Origin of the sequence: Streptomyces sp. NPDC127106 (assembly GCF_042677605.1) — a bacterium.
Taxonomy (GTDB): Bacteria; Actinomycetota; Actinomycetes; order Streptomycetales; family Streptomycetaceae; genus Streptomyces.
Genome location: NZ_JBHXTC010000001.1, coordinates 232179 through 250340, shown reverse-complemented (window position 1 = coordinate 250340; position 18162 = coordinate 232179). Strand labels below are relative to the sequence as shown.

General features: G+C 74.7%; 13 protein-coding genes and 1 pseudogene. 8 read left to right on the top strand and 6 right to left on the bottom strand.

Annotated elements, in window-relative coordinates; genetic code table 11:
• Positions 1–25: 25 nt before the first annotated feature.
• Together ACFVGY_RS00985 and ACFVGY_RS00980 are read right to left on the bottom strand one after the other, a co-directional pair.
• Positions 26–733, bottom strand: a complete 708-nt coding sequence (locus ACFVGY_RS00985; RefSeq protein WP_385668898.1) for a class I SAM-dependent methyltransferase — start codon at positions 731–733, stop codon at positions 26–28.
• An 11-nt stretch (positions 734–744) separates the two neighbouring features.
• On the bottom strand, positions 745–2310 hold the full coding sequence (locus ACFVGY_RS00980) for an IucA/IucC family protein (RefSeq protein WP_385669825.1): 1566 nt from the start codon (positions 2308–2310) through the stop codon (positions 745–747).
• A gap of 118 nt (positions 2311–2428) precedes the next feature.
• Here ACFVGY_RS00980 and ACFVGY_RS00975 point away from each other — a divergent pair, with 118 nt between their 5' ends.
• The 5 genes from ACFVGY_RS00975 (at position 2429) to ACFVGY_RS00955 (ending at position 11162) form a co-directional block, all read left to right on the top strand.
• Positions 2429–4030, top strand: coding sequence for an IucA/IucC family protein (locus tag ACFVGY_RS00975; protein ID WP_385668895.1), 1602 nt, complete (start codon positions 2429–2431; stop codon positions 4028–4030).
• Positions 4031–4182: 152 nt separating this feature from the next.
• Complete coding sequence (locus ACFVGY_RS00970) at positions 4183–5088, top strand: GntR family transcriptional regulator (protein WP_385668892.1); 906 nt, start codon at positions 4183–4185, stop codon at positions 5086–5088.
• A gap of 400 nt (positions 5089–5488) precedes the next feature.
• Positions 5489–6934, top strand: coding sequence for an alpha/beta fold hydrolase (locus tag ACFVGY_RS00965; RefSeq protein ID WP_385668890.1), 1446 nt, complete (start codon positions 5489–5491; stop codon positions 6932–6934).
• Positions 6935–6962: 28 nt separating this feature from the next.
• Complete coding sequence (locus ACFVGY_RS00960; RefSeq protein WP_385668888.1) at positions 6963–8552, top strand: alpha/beta fold hydrolase; 1590 nt, start codon at positions 6963–6965, stop codon at positions 8550–8552.
• 201 nt (positions 8553–8753) lie between these two features.
• A complete protein-coding gene (locus ACFVGY_RS00955) occupies positions 8754–11162 on the top strand; it encodes a TIM-barrel domain-containing protein (protein WP_385668885.1) in 2409 nt (802 codons plus the stop codon).
• 34 nt (positions 11163–11196) lie between these two features.
• On the opposite strand, the gene ACFVGY_RS00950 is transcribed toward ACFVGY_RS00955, so the two are convergent.
• The gene (locus tag ACFVGY_RS00950; protein ID WP_385668882.1) at positions 11197–11733 is read right to left on the bottom strand and encodes a DUF6817 domain-containing protein; all 537 of its coding nucleotides are present in this window, start codon (positions 11731–11733) and stop codon (positions 11197–11199) included.
• Positions 11734–11910: 177 nt separating this feature from the next.
• On the opposite strand from ACFVGY_RS00950, the gene ACFVGY_RS00945 reads away from it, so the two are divergent.
• Complete coding sequence (locus ACFVGY_RS00945) at positions 11911–12819, top strand: LysR family transcriptional regulator (RefSeq protein WP_385668879.1); 909 nt, start codon at positions 11911–11913, stop codon at positions 12817–12819.
• On the opposite strand, the pseudogene ACFVGY_RS00940 reads toward ACFVGY_RS00945, so the two are convergent.
• Together ACFVGY_RS00940 and ACFVGY_RS00935 are read right to left on the bottom strand one after the other, a co-directional pair.
• Positions 12790–14097: pseudogene (locus ACFVGY_RS00940) on the bottom strand (MFS transporter); the annotation flags it as partial. The gene ACFVGY_RS00945 and the pseudogene ACFVGY_RS00940 overlap by 30 nt on opposite strands.
• The gene (locus tag ACFVGY_RS00935) at positions 14094–14696 is read right to left on the bottom strand and encodes a TetR/AcrR family transcriptional regulator (protein ID WP_385668876.1); all 603 of its coding nucleotides are present in this window, start codon (positions 14694–14696) and stop codon (positions 14094–14096) included. The pseudogene ACFVGY_RS00940 and the gene ACFVGY_RS00935, both read right to left, overlap by 4 nt.
• Positions 14697–14847: 151 nt before the next feature.
• Here ACFVGY_RS00935 and ACFVGY_RS00930 point away from each other — a divergent pair, with 151 nt between their 5' ends.
• Positions 14848–15111, top strand: coding sequence for a DUF6158 family protein (locus tag ACFVGY_RS00930; protein ID WP_385668873.1), 264 nt, complete (start codon positions 14848–14850; stop codon positions 15109–15111).
• A 104-nt stretch (positions 15112–15215) separates the two neighbouring features.
• On the opposite strand, the gene ACFVGY_RS00925 is transcribed toward ACFVGY_RS00930, so the two are convergent.
• On the bottom strand, positions 15216–16604 hold the full coding sequence (locus ACFVGY_RS00925) for a helix-turn-helix domain-containing protein (protein ID WP_385668870.1): 1389 nt from the start codon (positions 16602–16604) through the stop codon (positions 15216–15218).
• Between the two features lie 142 nt (positions 16605–16746).
• Here ACFVGY_RS00925 and ACFVGY_RS00920 point away from each other — a divergent pair, with 142 nt between their 5' ends.
• Positions 16747–18153, top strand: coding sequence for a M64 family metallopeptidase (locus ACFVGY_RS00920; RefSeq protein ID WP_385668867.1), 1407 nt, complete (start codon positions 16747–16749; stop codon positions 18151–18153).
• The last annotated feature ends 9 nt before the right edge of the window (positions 18154–18162 follow it).

Genomic DNA, 18162 nt, shown 5'->3' with positions numbered 1-18162 from the left:
GCCGTCGGCGCCCCGGAGCCGCCCCCTACCGGGCGCCCCCCGCTTCCGCCTCCCGCGCCGCCCGCTCCCCGTCACCGGCCCGGCGGGCCAGCAGGAAGGCCTGCGGCCCGGCCTCGCGGGCGCCGGGCCGTCGCACCAGGCGGGCGACCTCGGCCAGCCCCGCGTCGGCCAGCAGTCCGGCGATCAGGTCCGGCGGGTTCCCGTACACGTCCAGGTCGACCCGGTGCCCGTACGCGTGCTCCAGGCGGGCCCGCCGGTCGCCCGCCTCGAACGCGATCAGCAGATGGCCGCCCGGCGCCAGCACCCGCGCGAACTCGGCGAACAGCGGCGGCAGCCCGGCCGGCGGGGTGTGCACGGTGGAGTACCAGACCAGGACCCCGCCGAGCACGCCGTCCGCCACGTCCAGCGAGTCCATCGAGCCGACCTCGAACCGCAGCCCCGGATAGCTCCGCCGGGCCACCGCCACCATCGCGGGCGACAGGTCCACCCCGAAGGCCCGCAGGCCGAGCGCGTCCAGGTGAGCGGTTATCCGGCCCGGACCGCAGCCCAGGTCGGCGACCACCCGGCCGCCCGCCCCGCCGCCCCCCTCGCCCCGCACGCACTCGGCGAAGGCCGTCAGCATCGCCCGGTCGAGCGGTCTGCCGTCCAGGTCCGCCCCGGACAGCCGGGCGTAGTCGACGGCGACGGCGTCGTAGGACGCCCGTACGGAGCTCAGGTACGAGGTCTCGCTCATGCCCCCGGAGACTAGTCCGCGAGCCCGCCCGGCTCACCCCCCATCAGCGGGTTGTCCAGGCCGGTCCACTGGTCGCCCGGGGTCCCCGGGCTCAGCCGCATCAAGGTCAGCGCCTTGGCCGGCACCGGGGCGCCCAGCAGCGCCCCCGTATCGGCGGTGGGGGCCAGCCCGGACACCACCCGTCCGAGCACCTCCGCGAAGACCGCCGCCGAGCCCGCCGTGGACCCCAGGGCCCCGGCGAGGAGGGAACCGAACAGCTTGCGCCGCAGGACCGTCACGTCGTCGGTGATCAGCCGGCCCGACACCGGCGGCAGCGGCAGGCCGTGCCGGGCCAGGCGGGCCGGGCTGATCCGGATGTCGGCCAGGTCCCGGTAGACCAGCCGCAGCGGGGTGCCGTCGGCGGAGAGGACCACGAGGAGGTTCTGCCCGTGGGCCTCCAGTGCCACCCCGAGGTCCAGCACCCGCAGGCACACGGAGAGCGCCAGGCGGGCGAACGCGGCCTGCCACGCCGCCGACCGGGCGAACGGCGCCCCGGCCAGCGCCGCCACCGGCACGACCCGCTCGCCCGCCGCCGCGTCCGCGTACGCCTCCGGCGGCTCGCGCAGCACCGCGGCCAGGTCCGGACTGTGCGCCGACACGGCCCCGAGGGTGCGGGTGATGTGCAGCCGCCCGTCCAGCCGCTCGGCCAGCGCCTGAGCGAAGGCGGACACCACGGCCGCCGTCTCGATCGAATAGCCGGAGATGTCCCGTACGGAGGAGGTCAGCCGGGTGCTCAACGCCGTCTTGACGTGCGCACCGCCCGCCACCGGGCTGAGCGTGCGCAGCGCCATCAGCGGATGCGCAGCCCCGCCCGGACGCAGGGCGTCCGGTCCCCGGCCCGGCTGCTTCGGGCCCGTCTGCTTCAAGACGTGCTCCGCCTGCCAGGGGTGGACGGGCAGCAGGATCCGGCCCCCCGCTCGCAGCTCCTCCGGCCAGACGCCCGTGACCAGGCACTCCTCCGCCCGTACGGCCACCAGACCGAGCTGCACCACCGGACGGTGTTCGGGGGCGTACGCCAGCTGCTCGGCCACCGAGAACCCGGGGCGGGAGCGGCAGTTCGGGTGGTACGGGTGCCCGTCGACCACCCGCTGCTCCCACTCCCAGGTGGCCTCCGGGTCCGGCTCGCCAGCCGGGGGCTGCCCCGCCCGCGACAGGGCCAGGGAGGCGGTACTGCCGTCGAGCTCGGCGCCGAACGCGTCCCCGTGCGGCACGCGCAGGGCCGCCATCAGCCGCCCTGCCTGCCGGAACGGGGTGCCGTCGAGGAGCAGCTCGGTCACGTGCCCGCCGGTGGCGTACGGGTCCGGCGGCGGGCCCTCCAGCCGCCTGCCGTCGGACAGCAGCAGCGCCAGGCCGCCGGAGCCCCGCTCGCGGCGCACGACCCACGGCAGCGGTTCGTACGCCAGCGCCCGCCACAGCCGGGTCAGCACCGCGGCCCGGGCGCCGCCGAGCGCGGACTCGTACGGGGCACCGAGTGCAGGGCGTACGTCGGCCAGTTCGGCGGATACGGCCTCTTCGGCCGGGGAGTGGGGGAGGTTCATGCTGGGGTGCAGGGCCCTGTTCCTCTCGCTCTCGCGGATGGTTGTGGTGATCACGTCATCATCGCGGATACTGATGATCACGGCCGGTCGTCCGCCCAGCGGGCCTCCGGCGCATGGGATGGACCGAATGGAATCCGTGGACCTCAACGCCGTCGCCGACGCACGCGCCGCCGCCCCCCTGCTCAACTGCCTGCTGCGGGAGGCGGCCGACCCGGAAGGCGGAGGCGTCCACCGGCTGCGCGGCAGCGGCCGCCTGCTGCGGGTGCGCCCCGGCCGCCGGCCCGCACACCCCGAACTGGGGACGGCCGACGGCTGGCACCCCCTCACCCACACCGAACTGGTGAAGCTCGTCGCCGACGAACTGCTCCGGTACACGGGCACACCGAACGACGAGCTCCCGGTCGAGATGGCCGACAGTCGCGAGGCGATCGCCGCACTGCTCGCCGCCCGGTCCGCCGTCGAACCGCCCGAGGACCCGTACGTCCTGTCGGAGCAGGCCCTCGTCATGGGCCACCCGCACCACCCCGCCCCCAAGGCCCGGGGCGGTGCTCCCGCCGCGAGCTGGCTGCCGTACGCGCCCGAGGCCCACGCCCGCTTCCCGCTGGTCTTCCTCGGGCTGCGCGAGGACCAGGTGGTGGAGGAGGGCGGGCCGGTCGCGGCCGACGCGATCGACGCCCTGGCCGAACTGCAGGACGGCCCCCGCCCGCCCGCCGGCTACCGGCTGTTGCCCGCCCACCCGTGGCAGCTGGAGCTGCTCGACGGCTCCGCCGCCGTCCGCGCGGCGTTCGCCGACGGGCGGCTGCTGCACCTCGGCCGCGGGCGGCGGGCCGCCTGGCCCACCGCCTCGGTCCGGACCCTGTACGTGCCCGACAGCGACAGCGACAGCGACAGCGGCGGGGACGGGGACGGGGGCGGGGGCGGGGCCCGGGGCGGTGCCGCCCGGGACCTCTTCGTGAAGTTCAGCCTCGATGTCCGGATCACCAACGACGTACGCCGTCTGTGGCGGCACGACCTGCTGAAACTGCGCCGCACCGACGCGGCCGTCGAGGCGGGCTTCGCCGCGCTGCGGAGCACCGGCTCGAACGCCGCCTGGCTCGCCGACCGCGGCTACCGCACCGCCGCCTTCGCCTTCGAGGAGCTCGCGGTGCTGGTCCGTGACGGGCTACGGGCGCATGCGCTGCCGGGGGCGGTGCCCGTGCTCGCCGCGGCGCTCGCCGAGGGGTACGCGGACAGCCCGCTCGCCCGCACCGGCGACCCGGCCGGCTGGTGGCGGGCGTACCTGCGCCAGGTCGTGCCGCCCGTGCTGGAGCTGTTCGCCCGGCACGGCGCCGTGCTGGAGGCCCACCTCCAGAACACCCTGGTCGCCTTCGACGGGCAGGGCGTGCCGGTGCAGGCCCTCTTCCGTGACGCGGAGGGCGTGAAACTGCTGCCGGAACCGGACCGGGCCGCCGCCTGGCAGCGCCTGGTCTACTGCCTGGTCGTCAACCACCTGGCGGAGGTGGCCGGAGCCCTGGCCGAGGCGCACCCCGGCGTGACGGGCCTGGTGTGGCCCGCGGTGCGCGAGGAGTTCCTGCGCTACGACGCCGAACGGGGTCTGCCCGAGGTCGCGGAGCTGCTCGCGGCCCCCGCCCTGCCGGCCAAGACGAACCTGCTGCTGCGGTGGACCCGGGCGGACGGCGCGGACGCGCGGTACATCCCGCTCCCGAACCCGCTGCGGTAACAGGGGGCCCGGGGGACGGACCCCGGGGGAGTGGCGGCGGGATCCGGCCAAGGTGGTGCGGGGACCCTCTTCGACCCCGCGAGAGGTATAGACCAATGCTACGTTAGGTGGGCAGTCCGTGCATTCCTTGACCATCCGTCAGAGGAGAAGCCATGCCCTCCCCTTCGCGGGACGGCGGCCCGGCCGCCCTCCCCAAGTACCTGAGGATCGCAGCAGCGCTGCGGCAGGAACTCGAAGACGCCGCGCACGGCCCCGGCGGCAGACTCCCCTCGGAACGCACCCTGGCCGCGCACTACCGGGTCAACCGCCAGACGGTCCGGGCCGCGCTGCAGCACCTGCGGGAGGACGGCCTCATCGTGACGGAACGCCGGGGCACTCGGTCGGCCTTCCCGGCACCGCCCGCAGCCCCCGCACCGCCCGCACCGCCCGCGGCCCCCGCGCCGTCCGCCGCCCCCGGCCCGTCCGCGCGGTACGGGGCCGCCCGGGCCCATGGGGCGTACGGCGACGACGGCGTGGGGGGCGCGGTCGCCACCAGGCCGCCGGAGGTCATGCACGGGGGTGTGCCGGCGGCCGGACCGGCCGGGGCGCCGGGGGCCGTGGTCGCCCAGAGCTGGCTCGCCCGGGTGATCGTGCCGCCCCCGCTCGCCCCGCTCCTCGGCATGCGCAGCGGCGAGCGCACCCTGGTGCACCACCGCCGCGAGCGTAGCCCGGCGGGGCAGACCCTCCAGCACGCCGTGACCTACCTCTGCCCGCGCGCCGTGGCGCAGACCCCCGACCTGGCCGTCTACCGCGACCGCCCCGCGGCGCGCGACGAGGACCTCGGCCCCCTGCACCGCTGGCTCGATCGGGCCGCCGAGCAGGGCCGGGTCGCCGACACCATCACCCTGACCCGCAGCAGCCACCCCCGGGCCGCCGCCCCCGCCTGCGGCCTGACCGTGCGCCGCACGCTGCACGACGATTCCGGCCGGCTGCTCGCCGTCACGGACCTCGCCTTCCCCACCTGGGACCGGCTGACCTTCCACCGGGACCGCGCCACCGGCGGATTCCGCGTCAGCTGACGGGGGTGTGCGGCCGATGGCCGGGGACGGAAGCGCTGTTCACGGGGCCGACCCGTCGTGAGCTCCAGTGAGGTCCGGCTGTCCGTGTGCGCGCGTTCACCTCGCCCGGTATCGTCCTAAATACATGTGTTCCGCCCACATCGCTGCGGTGTTGTCACCAAGCAGTCCTGGATCGGCAGAGGAACGGGATCACATGGCAGAGCACAGCAGCACGCCGAGCGGCCCGTCATCCAGCCCGGAGCGGGGCCGGGCCCCACGGACGAGAGCGGAACGCCGGTGCGTCCGGCGGCGTTCCGGCGGCGTGCTCACCGATGCGGCGGCTGCCGCGGCCGCGCTGGTCTTCCTGGCAGCGGCCGGCCCGACACCGAGTGGTGCCGCGACACCGGGGAGCGGCACTCCCGTGCCCAGCCCGACCGCGACGCCGTCGCGGTTCGTGCCCGGCCCCTGCCCGAAGACCCCGGAGCTGATCGCGGCCCTGAGCACCGCACGGTGCGGTTTCCTGGAGGTGCCCGAGAACCGCGCCCGCCCGGGCGGCCGGACCATCCGGCTGGCCGTGGCGGTCCTTCCCGCCGCGTCGGCGAAGCCCGCCGAGGACCCGGTGGTGTTCATGTCGGGCGGCCCGGGCGGCGAGACGTTCGACGACATTCCCTTCCTGGTCGACTCCGGCCTGAACCGGGACCGCGAACTGATCATCATGGCCCAGCGCGGCAACCTCTACGACCGGCCGAACCTCGCCTGCCCGGAGATGGACCGCTTCAACGCGCAGTACGTGGGGCTCGGCTACGACTCGCCGCAGGCGAAACGGCTCCTGCTGGACTCGGTGAAGAAGTGCCGCAGCCGCCTGGCAGCCGACGGGGTTGACCTGAGCGCTTACAACACGACTGAGAACGCTGCGGACTTCGCCGACCTCCGCACGGCACTGGGCATCTCCCAGTGGAACGTCTACGGGCACTCCTACGGCACCAACGTGGCCCTCACCTACCTGCGCAAGCACCCTCAGGGGATTCGCGCCGTGGCACTCGACTCGTCCACGGCTCCGCAGAGCGTCACCCTGCCGTGGGGCTGGCGCAGCGCCCGGGAGGCGATCGACAACATCCTCGAAGCGTGCGCGGCCGAGCCCCGCTGCAAGAGCCGCTACCCGGACCTCCGTCACACCCTCACCGAGCAGGTGCGCAGGCTGGAAGCACAGCCGTTGACGCTGAACGCCCGTCCGCCGCGCGGAGGAGACCCGGTGAAGGTCGTCCTCGACGGGGGCGCACTGCTGAACCTGCTGGTCGCCAATGCCGTCCCGTTCCCCGACCTCCCTGCGGCGATCGAGGAGCTCGCCCAGGGACGGCCGGAGCGCTTCGCGCGGGCCCGCGCCGCCGACTCGGCTGCCGTCGTCGGCATGACCGCGCACGGCCTGACGGAGTCGGTGGCGTGCAGCGAGTGGGTGCCGGGGTACTCGGAAGCCGACGTGCTGAACGCCGGTCGCCGGGCCTTCCCCGGATGGCCGGACACGGTCCTGGCCCAGGCGCCGCAGCTTCCCTTCCAGCACGAGGTGTGCCGCATCTGGGACGTTCCCGACCGCGCCGCCTCCCACCGGGTGGCCACGGCCAGCGCGGTGCCGGCACTCCTGTTCGCCGGGACGTTCGACGCGAGGGTCGGGGCGAGCTGGTCCCGGGAGGTGGCCCGTACCCTGTCCCGCTCGACCTCCGTACGGGTCCCCGGGATCGGCCACTGGGTGGTCCCGCAATCGCCGTGCGCGCAACGCGTGCTGGCCTCCTTCCTCGCCCGTCCGACCGCGCCCGACACCGGCTGCGTGGCCGGTCTCACGCCGAAACCGTTCACGATCATTCCGAAGTGACTGAGCGACCGAGTGACCAGGAGGGCAGATGGCTTCCCATCACGCGCCCCGCCGCCGGACCGTGCGACGGCTCCACGCCACGCCGGCTGCGATGACGACCGCGATCCTCGTCACCGGCCTGCTCGCGGCTCCAGCCCACGCGGAAGACGGCACCGGAGCGACGATCGGCACCGTCGCCCGGGCGACCGGGGACGCCAGCTTCGAGCCGGGCCCCTGCCCGAAGACGCCAGAACCGATCGAGGCGCTCGAAAACGCCCGCTGCGGAACGCTCACCGTGCCCGAGAACCGCGCCGACCCCGACGGCCGAACGATCGAACTCGGTGTCGCGATCGTGCCCGCCGCGACCGACACACCGAAACCCGACCCCATCGTGTGGCTCGCGGGCGGACCCGGGGACGACGCGGTGGGGGAGGCGAAGATGGCGATCGACGGTGGCCTGAACCGCGACCGTGATGTGATCTTCATGTCCCAGCGCGGCACCTACTCGGCCGTCCCCGATGCCCTGTGCCCCAACGTCGACGAGTTCAACGCACGCGTGGTCGGCCTCGTCTACGACGCGCCGTCCACCGAGCGCCTGCACGTCGAGGCCACGAAGGCCTGCCGCGACCGGCTGGCGGGCCGCGGGCTCGACCTGAGTGCCTACAACGACACCGAGAGCGCCGCCGACTACGAGGACCTGCGCAAGGCGCTGGGCATCAAGCAGTGGAACCTGTACGGCATCTCCTACGGCACCCACCTGGCGCTGGTCTACATGCGCCTGCACCCCGAGGGGCTCCGCTCGGTGGGCCTCGACGGCATCCTGCCGCCCTCCACGGGCGGGTCGGCCCTCACCTGGAGCAGCTTCCGGCAGGGCACCGACGGCCTGTTCAAGGCCTGCGCGGACCAGCCGGCGTGCAACAAGCGCTATCCGAACCTGTCGGCCACCTTCAACAAGCTCGTCAGCGACCTCGAAGCCAAGCCGGTCACCACCACCGTCACGCTCCCCGGTGGCGACAAGCCGGTGAAGGTCGTGCTGGACGGCGGAACGCTGGTGAACTGGCTGACCTCCGCCACTCACACGGCGGAGGCCGTGCCCCGCTCCATCGACGAGCTGGCGAACGGCAAGCCGCAGCGGATCGCCGAGCAGTGGGCGGGCTGGAGGACCAACCCCAAGGGCATCGGAGTGACGTCGCACGGCCTCGTCTACGGCGTCTTCTGCAGCCAGTGGACACCGTACGAGACCCAGGAGCAGGCACTCGAGGGCGGACAGGAACAGTTCCCGACCTTCCCCCGCTCGGTGCAGGCCCAAGCCCCGCTGCTCACCTTCCTCCGCCCGGACTGCGACGTCTGGAACGTCCCCGCGGCCGCGCCCTCGATCAGGGACGTCACGCGCGGGGACGTCCCCACCCTCGCCCTGTCGGGCAGCTTCGACGCCCAGACCGGCGCGGGCAACGGGCCGTACGTCGCCCGTACGCTGAGCCGGGCCAAGGTCGTCACGGTCCCCTACGAGCCGCACGTGGTGTTCGCCACGTCGAAGTGCGCCCGGGAGATCGCCGTCTCCTTCTTCAACACCCCGGGCACGCCGAAGACCGAGTGCCTGAACGGCCTTGAGCCGCCCCGGTTCGAGATCGGGCCGTGAAGCGTAGCGTCAGCACACCCCGGCCCGGCGGCGGTCGGCCCGGGTGAGGTGGCGGGCGGGATCGCCACTGGCGTGCTCGAAGTTGCTTGATTATCGGCCAGTTCGAGCAGCTTCCTTCAAGTGATCTCCACGTGTCGCTATGTTGCCAGGCGCATGCCAATTCGGTGTGTCCGTGACACGGACCGCACGAGGAGCTGCCCCATGACCCTGTTCGGCATCCGCACGCGCCCGCGCCGGCGGCGGCACGGCCTCCTGGCCGCGCCGGCCGCCGGGGGCCTGGCCATGGCGGGGCTGGCCGCCGCCGGGCCGCTGATCCTTCCCGCCTCCGCAGCCCCGGCCCCGGCCCCGGCCACGGCTTCGGCCACGGCGGGCGACGTCACCGGGTTCTCCCGGTCGGGGAACACCTTCACCGTCACCGCCTCCAGCGGGGCCAAGGCCCGCGTGGTCATCGCCCGCGCCGACATCTTCCGGCTCTGGCTCTCTCCCGACGGCACCTTCACCCATGACCCGGCCGGCTCCGACCTGGCCGTCACCACCGACTTCGGACCCGTCGGCGCCGGCTGGACCGACGCGGGCTCCCACTACCGGATCACCACGGGCTCCCTGAACATCCGCGTCAACAAAACTCCCCTGAAGTTCTCCGTCTACCGGGCCGACAACAGCACCCTCGTCTGGGAGGAGAGCCGGCCCACGGCGTGGACCGGCAGCCGCACCACCCAGTACCTGACCCGCGGCGCGGACGAGCAGTTCTACGGCACCGGCCTCCGCCTCGGGGAGTGGGCGCTGCGCGGCAAGACCGTCCCGGTCGCCGTCGACAACACGTGGCGCGAGAACGACAACGCCAGCCCGGCCCCCTTCTACATGTCCACCAACGGCTACGGCGTGATGCGCAACACCTGGACCCCCGGCTCGTACGGTTTCGGCGCGCCCACCACCCTCACCCACGACGAGAAGCGGTTCGACGCCTGGTACTTCACCGGCGACTCCCTCAAATCCGTGCTCGACGGCTACACCGACGTGAGCGGCAAGCCGTTCCTGGCCCCGCTGTGGGGCCTGGAGCTCGGCAACGCCGACTGCTTCAACGCCTCCAGCCCCGACTACCAGGGCGACCACGGCCGGCCCCGCCACCAGACCACCCCCGACGTGATCGGGTACGCGGACGACGCCCGGGCCGCCGACATGCCCTCGGGCTGGTTCCTGCCCAACGACGGCTACGGCTGCGGCTACACGAAGCCGCTGAAGCCCACGGTGGACGCCCTCGCCGCAAGGGGCTTCCGGACCGGACTGTGGACCTCCACCGGGCTGTCCGGGATCGCCGACGAGGTCGGCACCGCCGGCACGCGGGCGGTCAAGACCGACGTCGCCTGGATCGGCAGCGGCTACAAGTACGCCTTCGACGGGGTGCAGCAGGCCGTCGACGGCATCGAGCGGAACTCCGACGCCCGCCGGTTCGTCTGGACGGTCGACGGCTGGGCCGGCACCCAGCGCAACGCCGTCGTGTGGACCGGGGACACCCACGGAACCTGGGACGACATGCGCTGGCACGTCCCCGCCATCGCCGGGGCCGGACTCTCCGGCCTCAACTACGCCGCCGGCGACATCGACGGCATCTTCGGCGGCAGCCCGCAGACGTACACCCGGGACCTGCAGTGGAAGGCCTTCACCCCGACCTTCATGACCATGTCCGGCTGGGGCGCCGCCAACCCGTCGGCCGGCTACCAGGACAAGCAGCCCTGGCGCTTCGGCGAACCGTACCTCTCCATCAACCGGAAGTACCTCCAGTTGAAGATGCGGCTGATGCCGTACCTGTACACGATGAGCCGCACCGCGCACGAGACCGGCGTGCCCAGCACCCGCGCCATGGTCCTCGAACACCCCGACGACCCGGTGGCCCGCGGCAACCTCACCAGCGGTCAGTTCATGGCCGGCGACTCCTTCCTGGTCGCCCCGGTCGTCTCCGACACCTCCGTCCGCGACGGCATCTACCTGCCCGCCGGCACCTGGACGGACTACTGGACGGGGAAGACGTACGCCGGGCCGGGCTGGCTGAACGGCTACCGGGCACCCCTCGACACCCTGCCCCTGTTCGTCAAGGGCGGTGCGATCGTGCCGATGTGGCCGCAGATGAACCACACCGGCGAGAAGCCCGTATCCACCCTCACCTACGACATCCACCCGCGCGGAGCCTCCTCGTTCAGCCTGTACGAGGACGACGGGCTCACCCGCGCCCACCTGTCCGGCGCGTACGCGCGCCAGCAGGTCGACGTCACCGCCCCCACCGCCGGATCCGGCACGGTCACCGTCTCCGTGGGCGCTCCCGTCGGCGACTACGCCGGCAAGCCCGCCGCCCGCGGCTTCGCGTTCACCCTCCACGTGGCGTCCGCCCCCGGCCGGGTCGGCGTCGACGGTTCCGCCCTCGCCCGCCTGAGCTCCAAGGCCGCCTACGACGCCGCCGCGACCGGCTGGTTCTACGACCCCGCCGACCGCGGCGGCATCCTGTGGGTGAAGTCCGGTACGAGGTCGGGCGCGTTCACCGTCACTGCCGCGGGTACCACCGTCCCGGCAGCCCGCCCCGTCCCGGCCGCTGCCGCCGTGCCGCCCACGCCCTGACCCGGTTGCCCGGTCGGTTCGGTCGGTCCGGGCGTCAGGCGTCTTCGAGTACGGCCCGGCACTCCCGGAGTGCCGGGCCGCTCAGCAGCTCCTGCCAACGGACGAACAGGGCGCGCAGGCCCGGGCCGTGTGCCGCCCGGAACGCGGGGTCCGCGCGGGCCAGGTCCAGCTCGTTCGCGGCAGTCAGCTCCGCGAAGTCCCGCCGCGCCTGTAGGTCGGGGAGGTGGACCCGGCCGGTGAACCGGTCCCGGAAGGCCGGCTCCGCGGCGGCGAGCGAGGCGTACGAGGCCGAGCGGTCGCAGCCGGCGTACAGGTAGGCGATCTCCTCGGCCCCGCCGCCGATGACCGCGGCCAGTTCTGCCCGCCTGCCGACCGGCAGCAGTGCGGTGGCGAAGCCGTCCGTGCCGTAGAACGCGTGGCACAGGCCCGCGAGCCGCAGCTCGGGCCGTGCGCCCCAGGACGCGAGCAGCGCCTCGACGCGCGTGAGGTGCGCCAGGAGCGTCCCGCCGGGGTGCGGGATCCGCTCGGCGCCGAGCTCGCGCAGCAGTGCGAGCGCAGCCGCAGTGGTCATGGTGCGTTTCCCGTTCTCGTGAGCGGGTCGGCACCCGTCATCGCCCACCCCCGTCCGGACCGGTGGTGCGGGACGGGACGGGTTGCCGCCCTGGGACCCGCAAACGATCGTGGTCCCTCCGCACATCCAAGTCAATCCTCTGAATTCCTATCAACACCCAAGCGATAGCTTGGATCCATGACTCTCGACGACCTGCGCGTCTTCGTGGCCGTCTGCCGGGCCGGCAGCCTCAGCGCCGTCGCACGCGACCTCGGCTGCACCCAGTCCGCGGTCAGCCAGCACGTCCGCCGCCTGGAGAAGCAGATCGGCACCGCCCTGCTGGCGCGCCACGCCCGCGGTGTCCTGCCCACCGAGGCCGGCCGGATCCTCCAGGAGGCGGCCGCCGACGGCATCGCCGGCCTCGACGGGGCGCTGCGCCGGCTGGGGGACGTCGTCCGCGGGGACACCGGATCGGTCCGCATCACCACGGGGGCGACGACCGTACGGCACTTCATGTCCGAGGCGGTCGTCGGCTTCCGCCGCCGGCACCCGAACGTCAGCCTGGAGTTCCAGACCGAGAACTCCAGCCGCAGCTGCTTCGACGCGCTCGCCGCCGACGACCTCGACCTCGCCTGGATCACCATCGGCGGGCCGGTGCGCGGCATCGAGCAGCGCCCCGTCATGGAGCTGCCGTGGGTCCTCGCGGTCGGCGCCGACGACCCCCTCGCGTCCCGGCCCCGCATCGACACCGCCGACCTGGCCGGAATCCGCCACATCCGGCTCCCGGAGAACTCCACCTCCCGCGCCCACCTCGACGCCGCCCTCGCCGAAGCCGGCATCACCATCCGCTCCGACACCAGCGTGGCCGACTGGGACACCGCCCTGCTGCTGGCCGAACTAGGGCTGGGCCACGCCGTGGTTCCCGCCCTGCCCGGCTGGCAGGTACCCGGATCCGGCGGGCCGCTGCGGCTCGTCCCGGTCCCCGCCCTGCCGCCCCTCCCGGTCGGCTGGGCGGTCCGCCGCTGGGCCGCCCTCTCTCCGCTGGCCCGGGTCTTCGCCGACGACGTCGCCCGCAGCTGCCGGGCCCGCGCCGCGCGGCAGGAGTGACGCCGGCAGCAGCCCGACGCCGGCCACGGCGGCCAGGACGAGCAGCGCCGCCGACGAGGTCCCCGCACCCGCGGCGACGGCGATCCCGAACGCCGGCCCCACGTTCATCGCGGTCTGCTTGAGCCCCCCGACGACCCCCGCGTACCCGGGCGGGGCGTCCCCGACCACGGTGCCGGTGGCGGTCACCATGACGGCGGCGAAGCCCGCCCCGAGCACCGCGAACGCCGCGGTGACCGCCGGCCCGGACCACAGGCAGAGCCCGGCGACACCGGCGGCGACCAGGGCCGTACCCCCGAGCGCGGTCCGCCGCGGCCCCCACCGCCGCAGCAGCATCCCGGCCGCCGGCGCACCGGCGACCATGCACGCGGTGAGCGGCAGCACGAGCAGGCCGGTGGCCAGCGGGTCCAGCCCCCGCCGCTCCTGCAGCAGGAAGGTGGCCGTGAACAGTGCCCCGAACATGCCGGCGGAGACGCACAGCAGCAGTGCCATCGACGCGCTGACCGGCACCGACCGCACCACGGCGGGCGGCACCAGCGGCTCCGCGGCCCGCCGTTCGCGGCGCACGAACAGCGCGGCGGTCCCGGCGGCCCCGCCGAGCCCCAGCAGCGTCGGCGCGGACAGCCACCCGTGACCGGGTACGCCGGCCAGCGCGTGCACCAGGACCGCGAGGGCGGCGGCGAGCAGCGCCGCGCCCACCGGCTGCGGCCCGCCGGGAGCGGTCCGGTCCGGCGCGGGCGCCCGTACGGCGAGCACCAGCACGGCGATCACCACGGCCACCGGCACGTTCAGCCAGAACACCGACCGCCAGCCCGCCTGCGCGACCAGCAGCCCGCCGAGCAGCGGGCCGGCCGCCGCGGCCACCCCGATCGCGCCGGTGCGGACGGCCACCGGCCCGGCGAGCCGTTCGGCCGGGTACGCCAGCCGCAGCAGGGCGAGCGTGGCCGGCTGGAGCAGGGCCCCGAACATGCCCTGCACCGCCCGCAGTGCGATCACCCAGCCGACGCCGGGGGCCGCCGCGATGCCCGCCGAGGCCGCAGCGAAGCCCAGGGCGCCGACGAGCAGCAGCCGGGCGTGCCCGTACCGGTCGCCGAGGCGGCCGGCGATGACGAGGAACGCGGCCACGGCGAGCAGATAGGCGGTGCTGGTCCACTGCACCTGCGCCACGCTCGCCCCGAGATCGCCGCGCAGGGCCGGCTGCGCCACGCTGAGCACCGTTCCGTCGAGGGCGACGAGCATCGCGCCGACGACGCTGACCGCCAGGGAGATCCGCCGCCTCATGACGCGGCCGGGCCGAGGTGGGCGGCGAGGGCCGCGTCGACGAGTCGTCCGACGTACTCCTCCCGACCGTCGGCGCCGAGGACCAGCGGCAGGCTGCCCCAGGCCCACAGCTGGGCCACCCCGTGCAGGTTGGCCCACAGCGCGGCCGCCGTGACCTCGGCGTCCGCCGTCGCACCGCAGCGGGAGACCAGCGAGACGAGCAGCTCGAACAGGGGGAGCGTCGATGCCCGCAGCCTCGGCTCGCCGGTGTCCTCCTGCCCCGTGCTGTCCAGCAGGTCGTGGCGGAACATCAGCTCGAACATGCCGCGGTGCTCCAGCGCGTAGCCCACGTACGCCGCGCCCAGCGCCCGTACCTGCTCGCGCGGGGACGACGCCCGCGCCGCCGCGGCGGCGAACCGGTCGCCGAGGTCGGCGAAGCCGCGCCGGGCGATCGCCGACAGCAGGGCGTGGTGGGTGGGGAAGTAGCGGCGGGGCGCGCCGTGCGACACGCCCGCCCGGCGGGCGATCTCGCGCAGTCCGACGGCGGCGGTGCCCTCGGTCAGCACGAGGTCGACGCCCACGTCGATCAGCCGCTCCCGGAGCGGTCTCTCCTGGTCCATGGCCCCTGTCTATCCGATCGTAGTAGACAGTGTCTACCCGCGGTCGCTCCGAAGGCCGCACCGGGGCCCGCGGCCGGGCCGAAAGGGCCCGCGGAGGGGATGATGGAGTCACCGGGTCCGTCGGCGACGCATTGCAGGAGGTGTAGTGGCCATGGCTGAGCACGACGGCGGTCCGTCGGCGCGGAAGCTGGAGGAAGGCAGGCTGCTCAAGGAGCTGGAGGCCATCCACCGCACCCGCCACGAGACCCTGCTGCACGGATCGGACGACGCGCTGGTCACCCACACGCAGCGGATGAACGAGCTGGAGCACGAGTACGTGCGCCGCCACCCGCAGCGCGCCCAGACGCCAGGGCGCACCCGCTCGGGCGCCCGTGCCCGCGCGAGCGCGGCCGAGGAGAAGCCCGACGGCACCTGAACCCTGAACCGCACCCGCACCGGGCGGCGGCGCGGCCGGCGCGCGCCCCACCGGGCCGGCCCAGCCGGCCGGGACGGCCCGGTGGCTCAGTCCCGCCGGTCGGCTCAGCCCGGCCGGCTGGTCCCGTCCCGCCGGGCAGGCCGGGCCGAGCCGCTCCCGAGCACCGCCGGCGGGGCCGCCGGCGCCGGGCCCAGCGTCGTCGTGCCCGGCGCCGCCCGGTGCCCCAGGCCGGTCCGGTACGCGTCCAGCGCGGCCTCGGTGCGGCCGGTGCGCCGCAGCAGGTCGCCCAGCAGCCGGCACAGGTCCGCCAGGTCGCCGCTGGCCCCGCTCCGCTCCAGCAGGGCCAGTGCCTGCACGTAGTGCTGCTCGGCGCACTCCGTCTCCCCGCGCTCCTCCGCCATCAGGCCGAGCAGCCGGTGCGCCCCGCCCGCGTGCACCGCCCCGTGGCTGTCGCCCAGCTCCAGCAGGCCCGCGAGCAGCTCCGCCGCCTCCTCGCCGCGGCCCAGCCGGCGCAGCACGTCCGCGAGCTCCACCTCCACCTGCGCGGTGTACAGGGCCGCCCGCCGGGCCGCCAGCATGTCCCGGGCCGTGCGCAACTCGGCCTCGGCCGCCGGCAGTTCACCGTTCTGCGCCTGCACGTAGCCCCGCATCCAGTGGCAGTGCGCCAGGTCCGTACGCAGCTGCAGCTGCCGGTAGATCGCCTGGGCCTTGGCCAGGGAGGCGTCGGCGTCGGCCGTGCGGCCCGCCGCCAGGAACGTCCGCGCCACCTGCCGGTGCATCCCCGCGAGCAGGGCCGGGTCGTCGACCCGGGGCGCGAGGGCCAGGGCGATCTCGGCTGCGCGGGCCGCCCGGGCATGGGCGCCCATGTCGATGTACGGGCCGATCACCGCCGCGTACAGCAGCACCAGCGCCTCCGGGTCGGCCAGCCCGCTCGCGTCCAGCTCGTCGATGGCCGACTCCAGCAGGTAGCAGGCGTAGCGCAGTTCCCCGGCGAGCAGGTGGGCGACGGCCCGCCCGCGGACCGCGCGGGCCCGCCGGGGCAGCGGCTCGCCGGCCAGCAGTCGCTCGACGGCCTCGAAGTGTCCGATCGCCGCGGCCAGTTCGCCTGACTCCAGGGCGCAGTCGCCCAGCCCGAGCAGCGCCTCCGCCCGCTCGGCGGCGAGGCCGAGCCGTTCGGCGTCCGCCAGCAGCTGCCGGTAGCGGGCCGCGGCCTCGGCGGCGTCGCCGGTCGCCAACGTCCGCTGGGCGTCGGTGAGGGCGAGCCGCAGCTCGGTGGCCAGATGGGCGGGACGGCCGGTGGCGAGCTCCTCGTACGAGGTCCCGAGCCGTTCGGCGAGGAAGCGCAGCGCCGCCTCCGAGGGCCTGACCTTGCCCGCCTCCAGGGTCGAGACGTAGGCGGCGGTGTACGAGGGCTCCGCCAACGCCCGCTGCGTCAGCCCGCGTTCGGCGCGCATCCGGGCAACCCTGCGACCGATCTCGGCCGGTTCGTCCATGACGACCCCCCCTGCTGGTTCCAACTCCCCAGTATTCAGGGGCGGCGGGCCATTGCACACGCCCCCGGGCCGCCCCTAGTTTAAGCAGCCGCTTCACTGCGTTTATCGGACTGCTTAACTGCCTTTTCCGGGGGAGGACTTCATGGACCGAGCCGTTCGTACGGCCCTGCGCGCCGCCGTCGCCGCGGCCGGCGCGACCGCGCTGCTGCTGGCCGCGGGCCCGGCCGGCGCGACCGCCGCACCCGCACCCGCGCCCGCACCACCGTCCTCGTCCTCGTCTTCGCCCTGGTCCGCGCCCGCCGCTGCCGCGTCCGGAACCGGCCCCCGGGTGGAGGTGCCGGGTCCGGAGGACGGCACCGTCGCGGGATCCGGCCACGTCCGGGTGCCCGCCGCCGGCCGCGCCCAGGGCGGCGCCCGCCTCTCCGAGGCCGACCGGGCCGCCGACGGCCGGGTCACCAAGATCGTCGACGGCGGACCCGCCGCGGACCGCCTCGACATCGTCGTCGTCGGCGACGGCTACACCGCCGCCGAACTGGACCGCTTCCACACCGACGCCAAGGCCAAATGGGCCGAGCTCACCACCGTCGAGCCGTACGCCACCTACCGGAACCTCTTCAACGTCTGGACCGTCGACGCCGTCTCCCACGACTCCGGCGTCACCGGCGACCCCACCCCCGCCACCGTCCGCGACACCGCCCTCGGCTCGTACTTCTGGTGCGAGGACATCGAACGGCTGCTCTGCATCGACCAGCCGAAGGTGGACGCGTACGTGGCGCAGGCACCCGACGCCGACCTCGTCCTCGTCCTGGCCAACAGCGCCAAGTACGGCGGCGCCGGCTACAACGAGCGCAGTGCCACCCTCGGCTACGAGGGCATCTCCACCGCCTCCGCGGGCAACGCCAAGTCCGGGCAGGTCGCCATCCACGAGACCGGCCACTCCCTCGGCAAGCTCGCCGACGAGTACTTCTACCCCGACACCCCCGGCTACGAGGAGTACGAGGGCCCCGAGCCGGCCGACTCCAACAGCTCCACCCTGACCGCCGACCGGATGGCCGCCGAGCAGGCCAAGTGGTACCGGTGGCTCGGCGAGCCGTCACCCGACGGCGGCACCGTCGGCACCTACGAGGGCGGCGGCTACTACGTCTCCGGCCTCCACCGGCCCACCGACAACTCGCTCATGCGCGTCCTCGGCAAGCCCTTCAACCTGCCCGGCACCGAGGCGATGATCGGCGGCTTCTACCAGCACGCCCGGCCCGTCACCCCCCTCACCCCGACCACCCGCACCCTGCGCCTGCACCACACCGCGAAGGTGTCCGTGCCCCGGCTCGCCGGCGCCGACGGGCGGCAGCTCGACGTCCGCTGGCACCTCGACGGCCGGGAGCTGGGGCGCCTCGCCGGCCGGACCGAGGTCGCCGTGGCGGAGCTGTGGCTGCTCGACCTGCGCGGCCACCGACTGTCCGTCACCGTCGAGGACCGCACCCCCGCCGTGCGCGACCCGAAGACGGCCGCCTCCCTGCGCGCCACGATCGGCTGGAACGTCCGCCTCTGAGCACCCGCC

What these genes read in the sequence shown, in the direction of transcription:
- ACFVGY_RS00970 (WP_385668892.1), top strand. Translation starts at nt 4,183, where the DNA reads ATGCCCTCCCCTTCGCGGGACGGCGGCCCGGCCGCCCTCCCCAAGTAC.
- ACFVGY_RS00925 (WP_385668870.1), bottom strand. Translation starts at nt 16,604, where the DNA reads ATGGACGAACCGGCCGAGATCGGTCGCAGGGTTGCCCGGATGCGCGCC.
- ACFVGY_RS00930 (WP_385668873.1), top strand. Translation starts at nt 14,848, where the DNA reads ATGGCTGAGCACGACGGCGGTCCGTCGGCGCGGAAGCTGGAGGAAGGC.
- ACFVGY_RS00920 (WP_385668867.1), top strand. Translation starts at nt 16,747, where the DNA reads ATGGACCGAGCCGTTCGTACGGCCCTGCGCGCCGCCGTCGCCGCGGCC.
- ACFVGY_RS00955 (WP_385668885.1), top strand. Translation starts at nt 8,754, where the DNA reads ATGACCCTGTTCGGCATCCGCACGCGCCCGCGCCGGCGGCGGCACGGC.
- ACFVGY_RS00950 (WP_385668882.1), bottom strand. Translation starts at nt 11,733, where the DNA reads ATGACCACTGCGGCTGCGCTCGCACTGCTGCGCGAGCTCGGCGCCGAG.
- ACFVGY_RS00960 (WP_385668888.1), top strand. Translation starts at nt 6,963, where the DNA reads ATGGCTTCCCATCACGCGCCCCGCCGCCGGACCGTGCGACGGCTCCAC.
- ACFVGY_RS00945 (WP_385668879.1), top strand. Translation starts at nt 11,911, where the DNA reads ATGACTCTCGACGACCTGCGCGTCTTCGTGGCCGTCTGCCGGGCCGGC.
- ACFVGY_RS00935 (WP_385668876.1), bottom strand. Translation starts at nt 14,696, where the DNA reads ATGGACCAGGAGAGACCGCTCCGGGAGCGGCTGATCGACGTGGGCGTC.
- ACFVGY_RS00980 (WP_385669825.1), bottom strand. Translation starts at nt 2,310, where the DNA reads ATGAACCTCCCCCACTCCCCGGCCGAAGAGGCCGTATCCGCCGAACTG.
- ACFVGY_RS00975 (WP_385668895.1), top strand. Translation starts at nt 2,429, where the DNA reads ATGGACCGAATGGAATCCGTGGACCTCAACGCCGTCGCCGACGCACGC.
- ACFVGY_RS00985 (WP_385668898.1), bottom strand. Translation starts at nt 733, where the DNA reads ATGAGCGAGACCTCGTACCTGAGCTCCGTACGGGCGTCCTACGACGCC.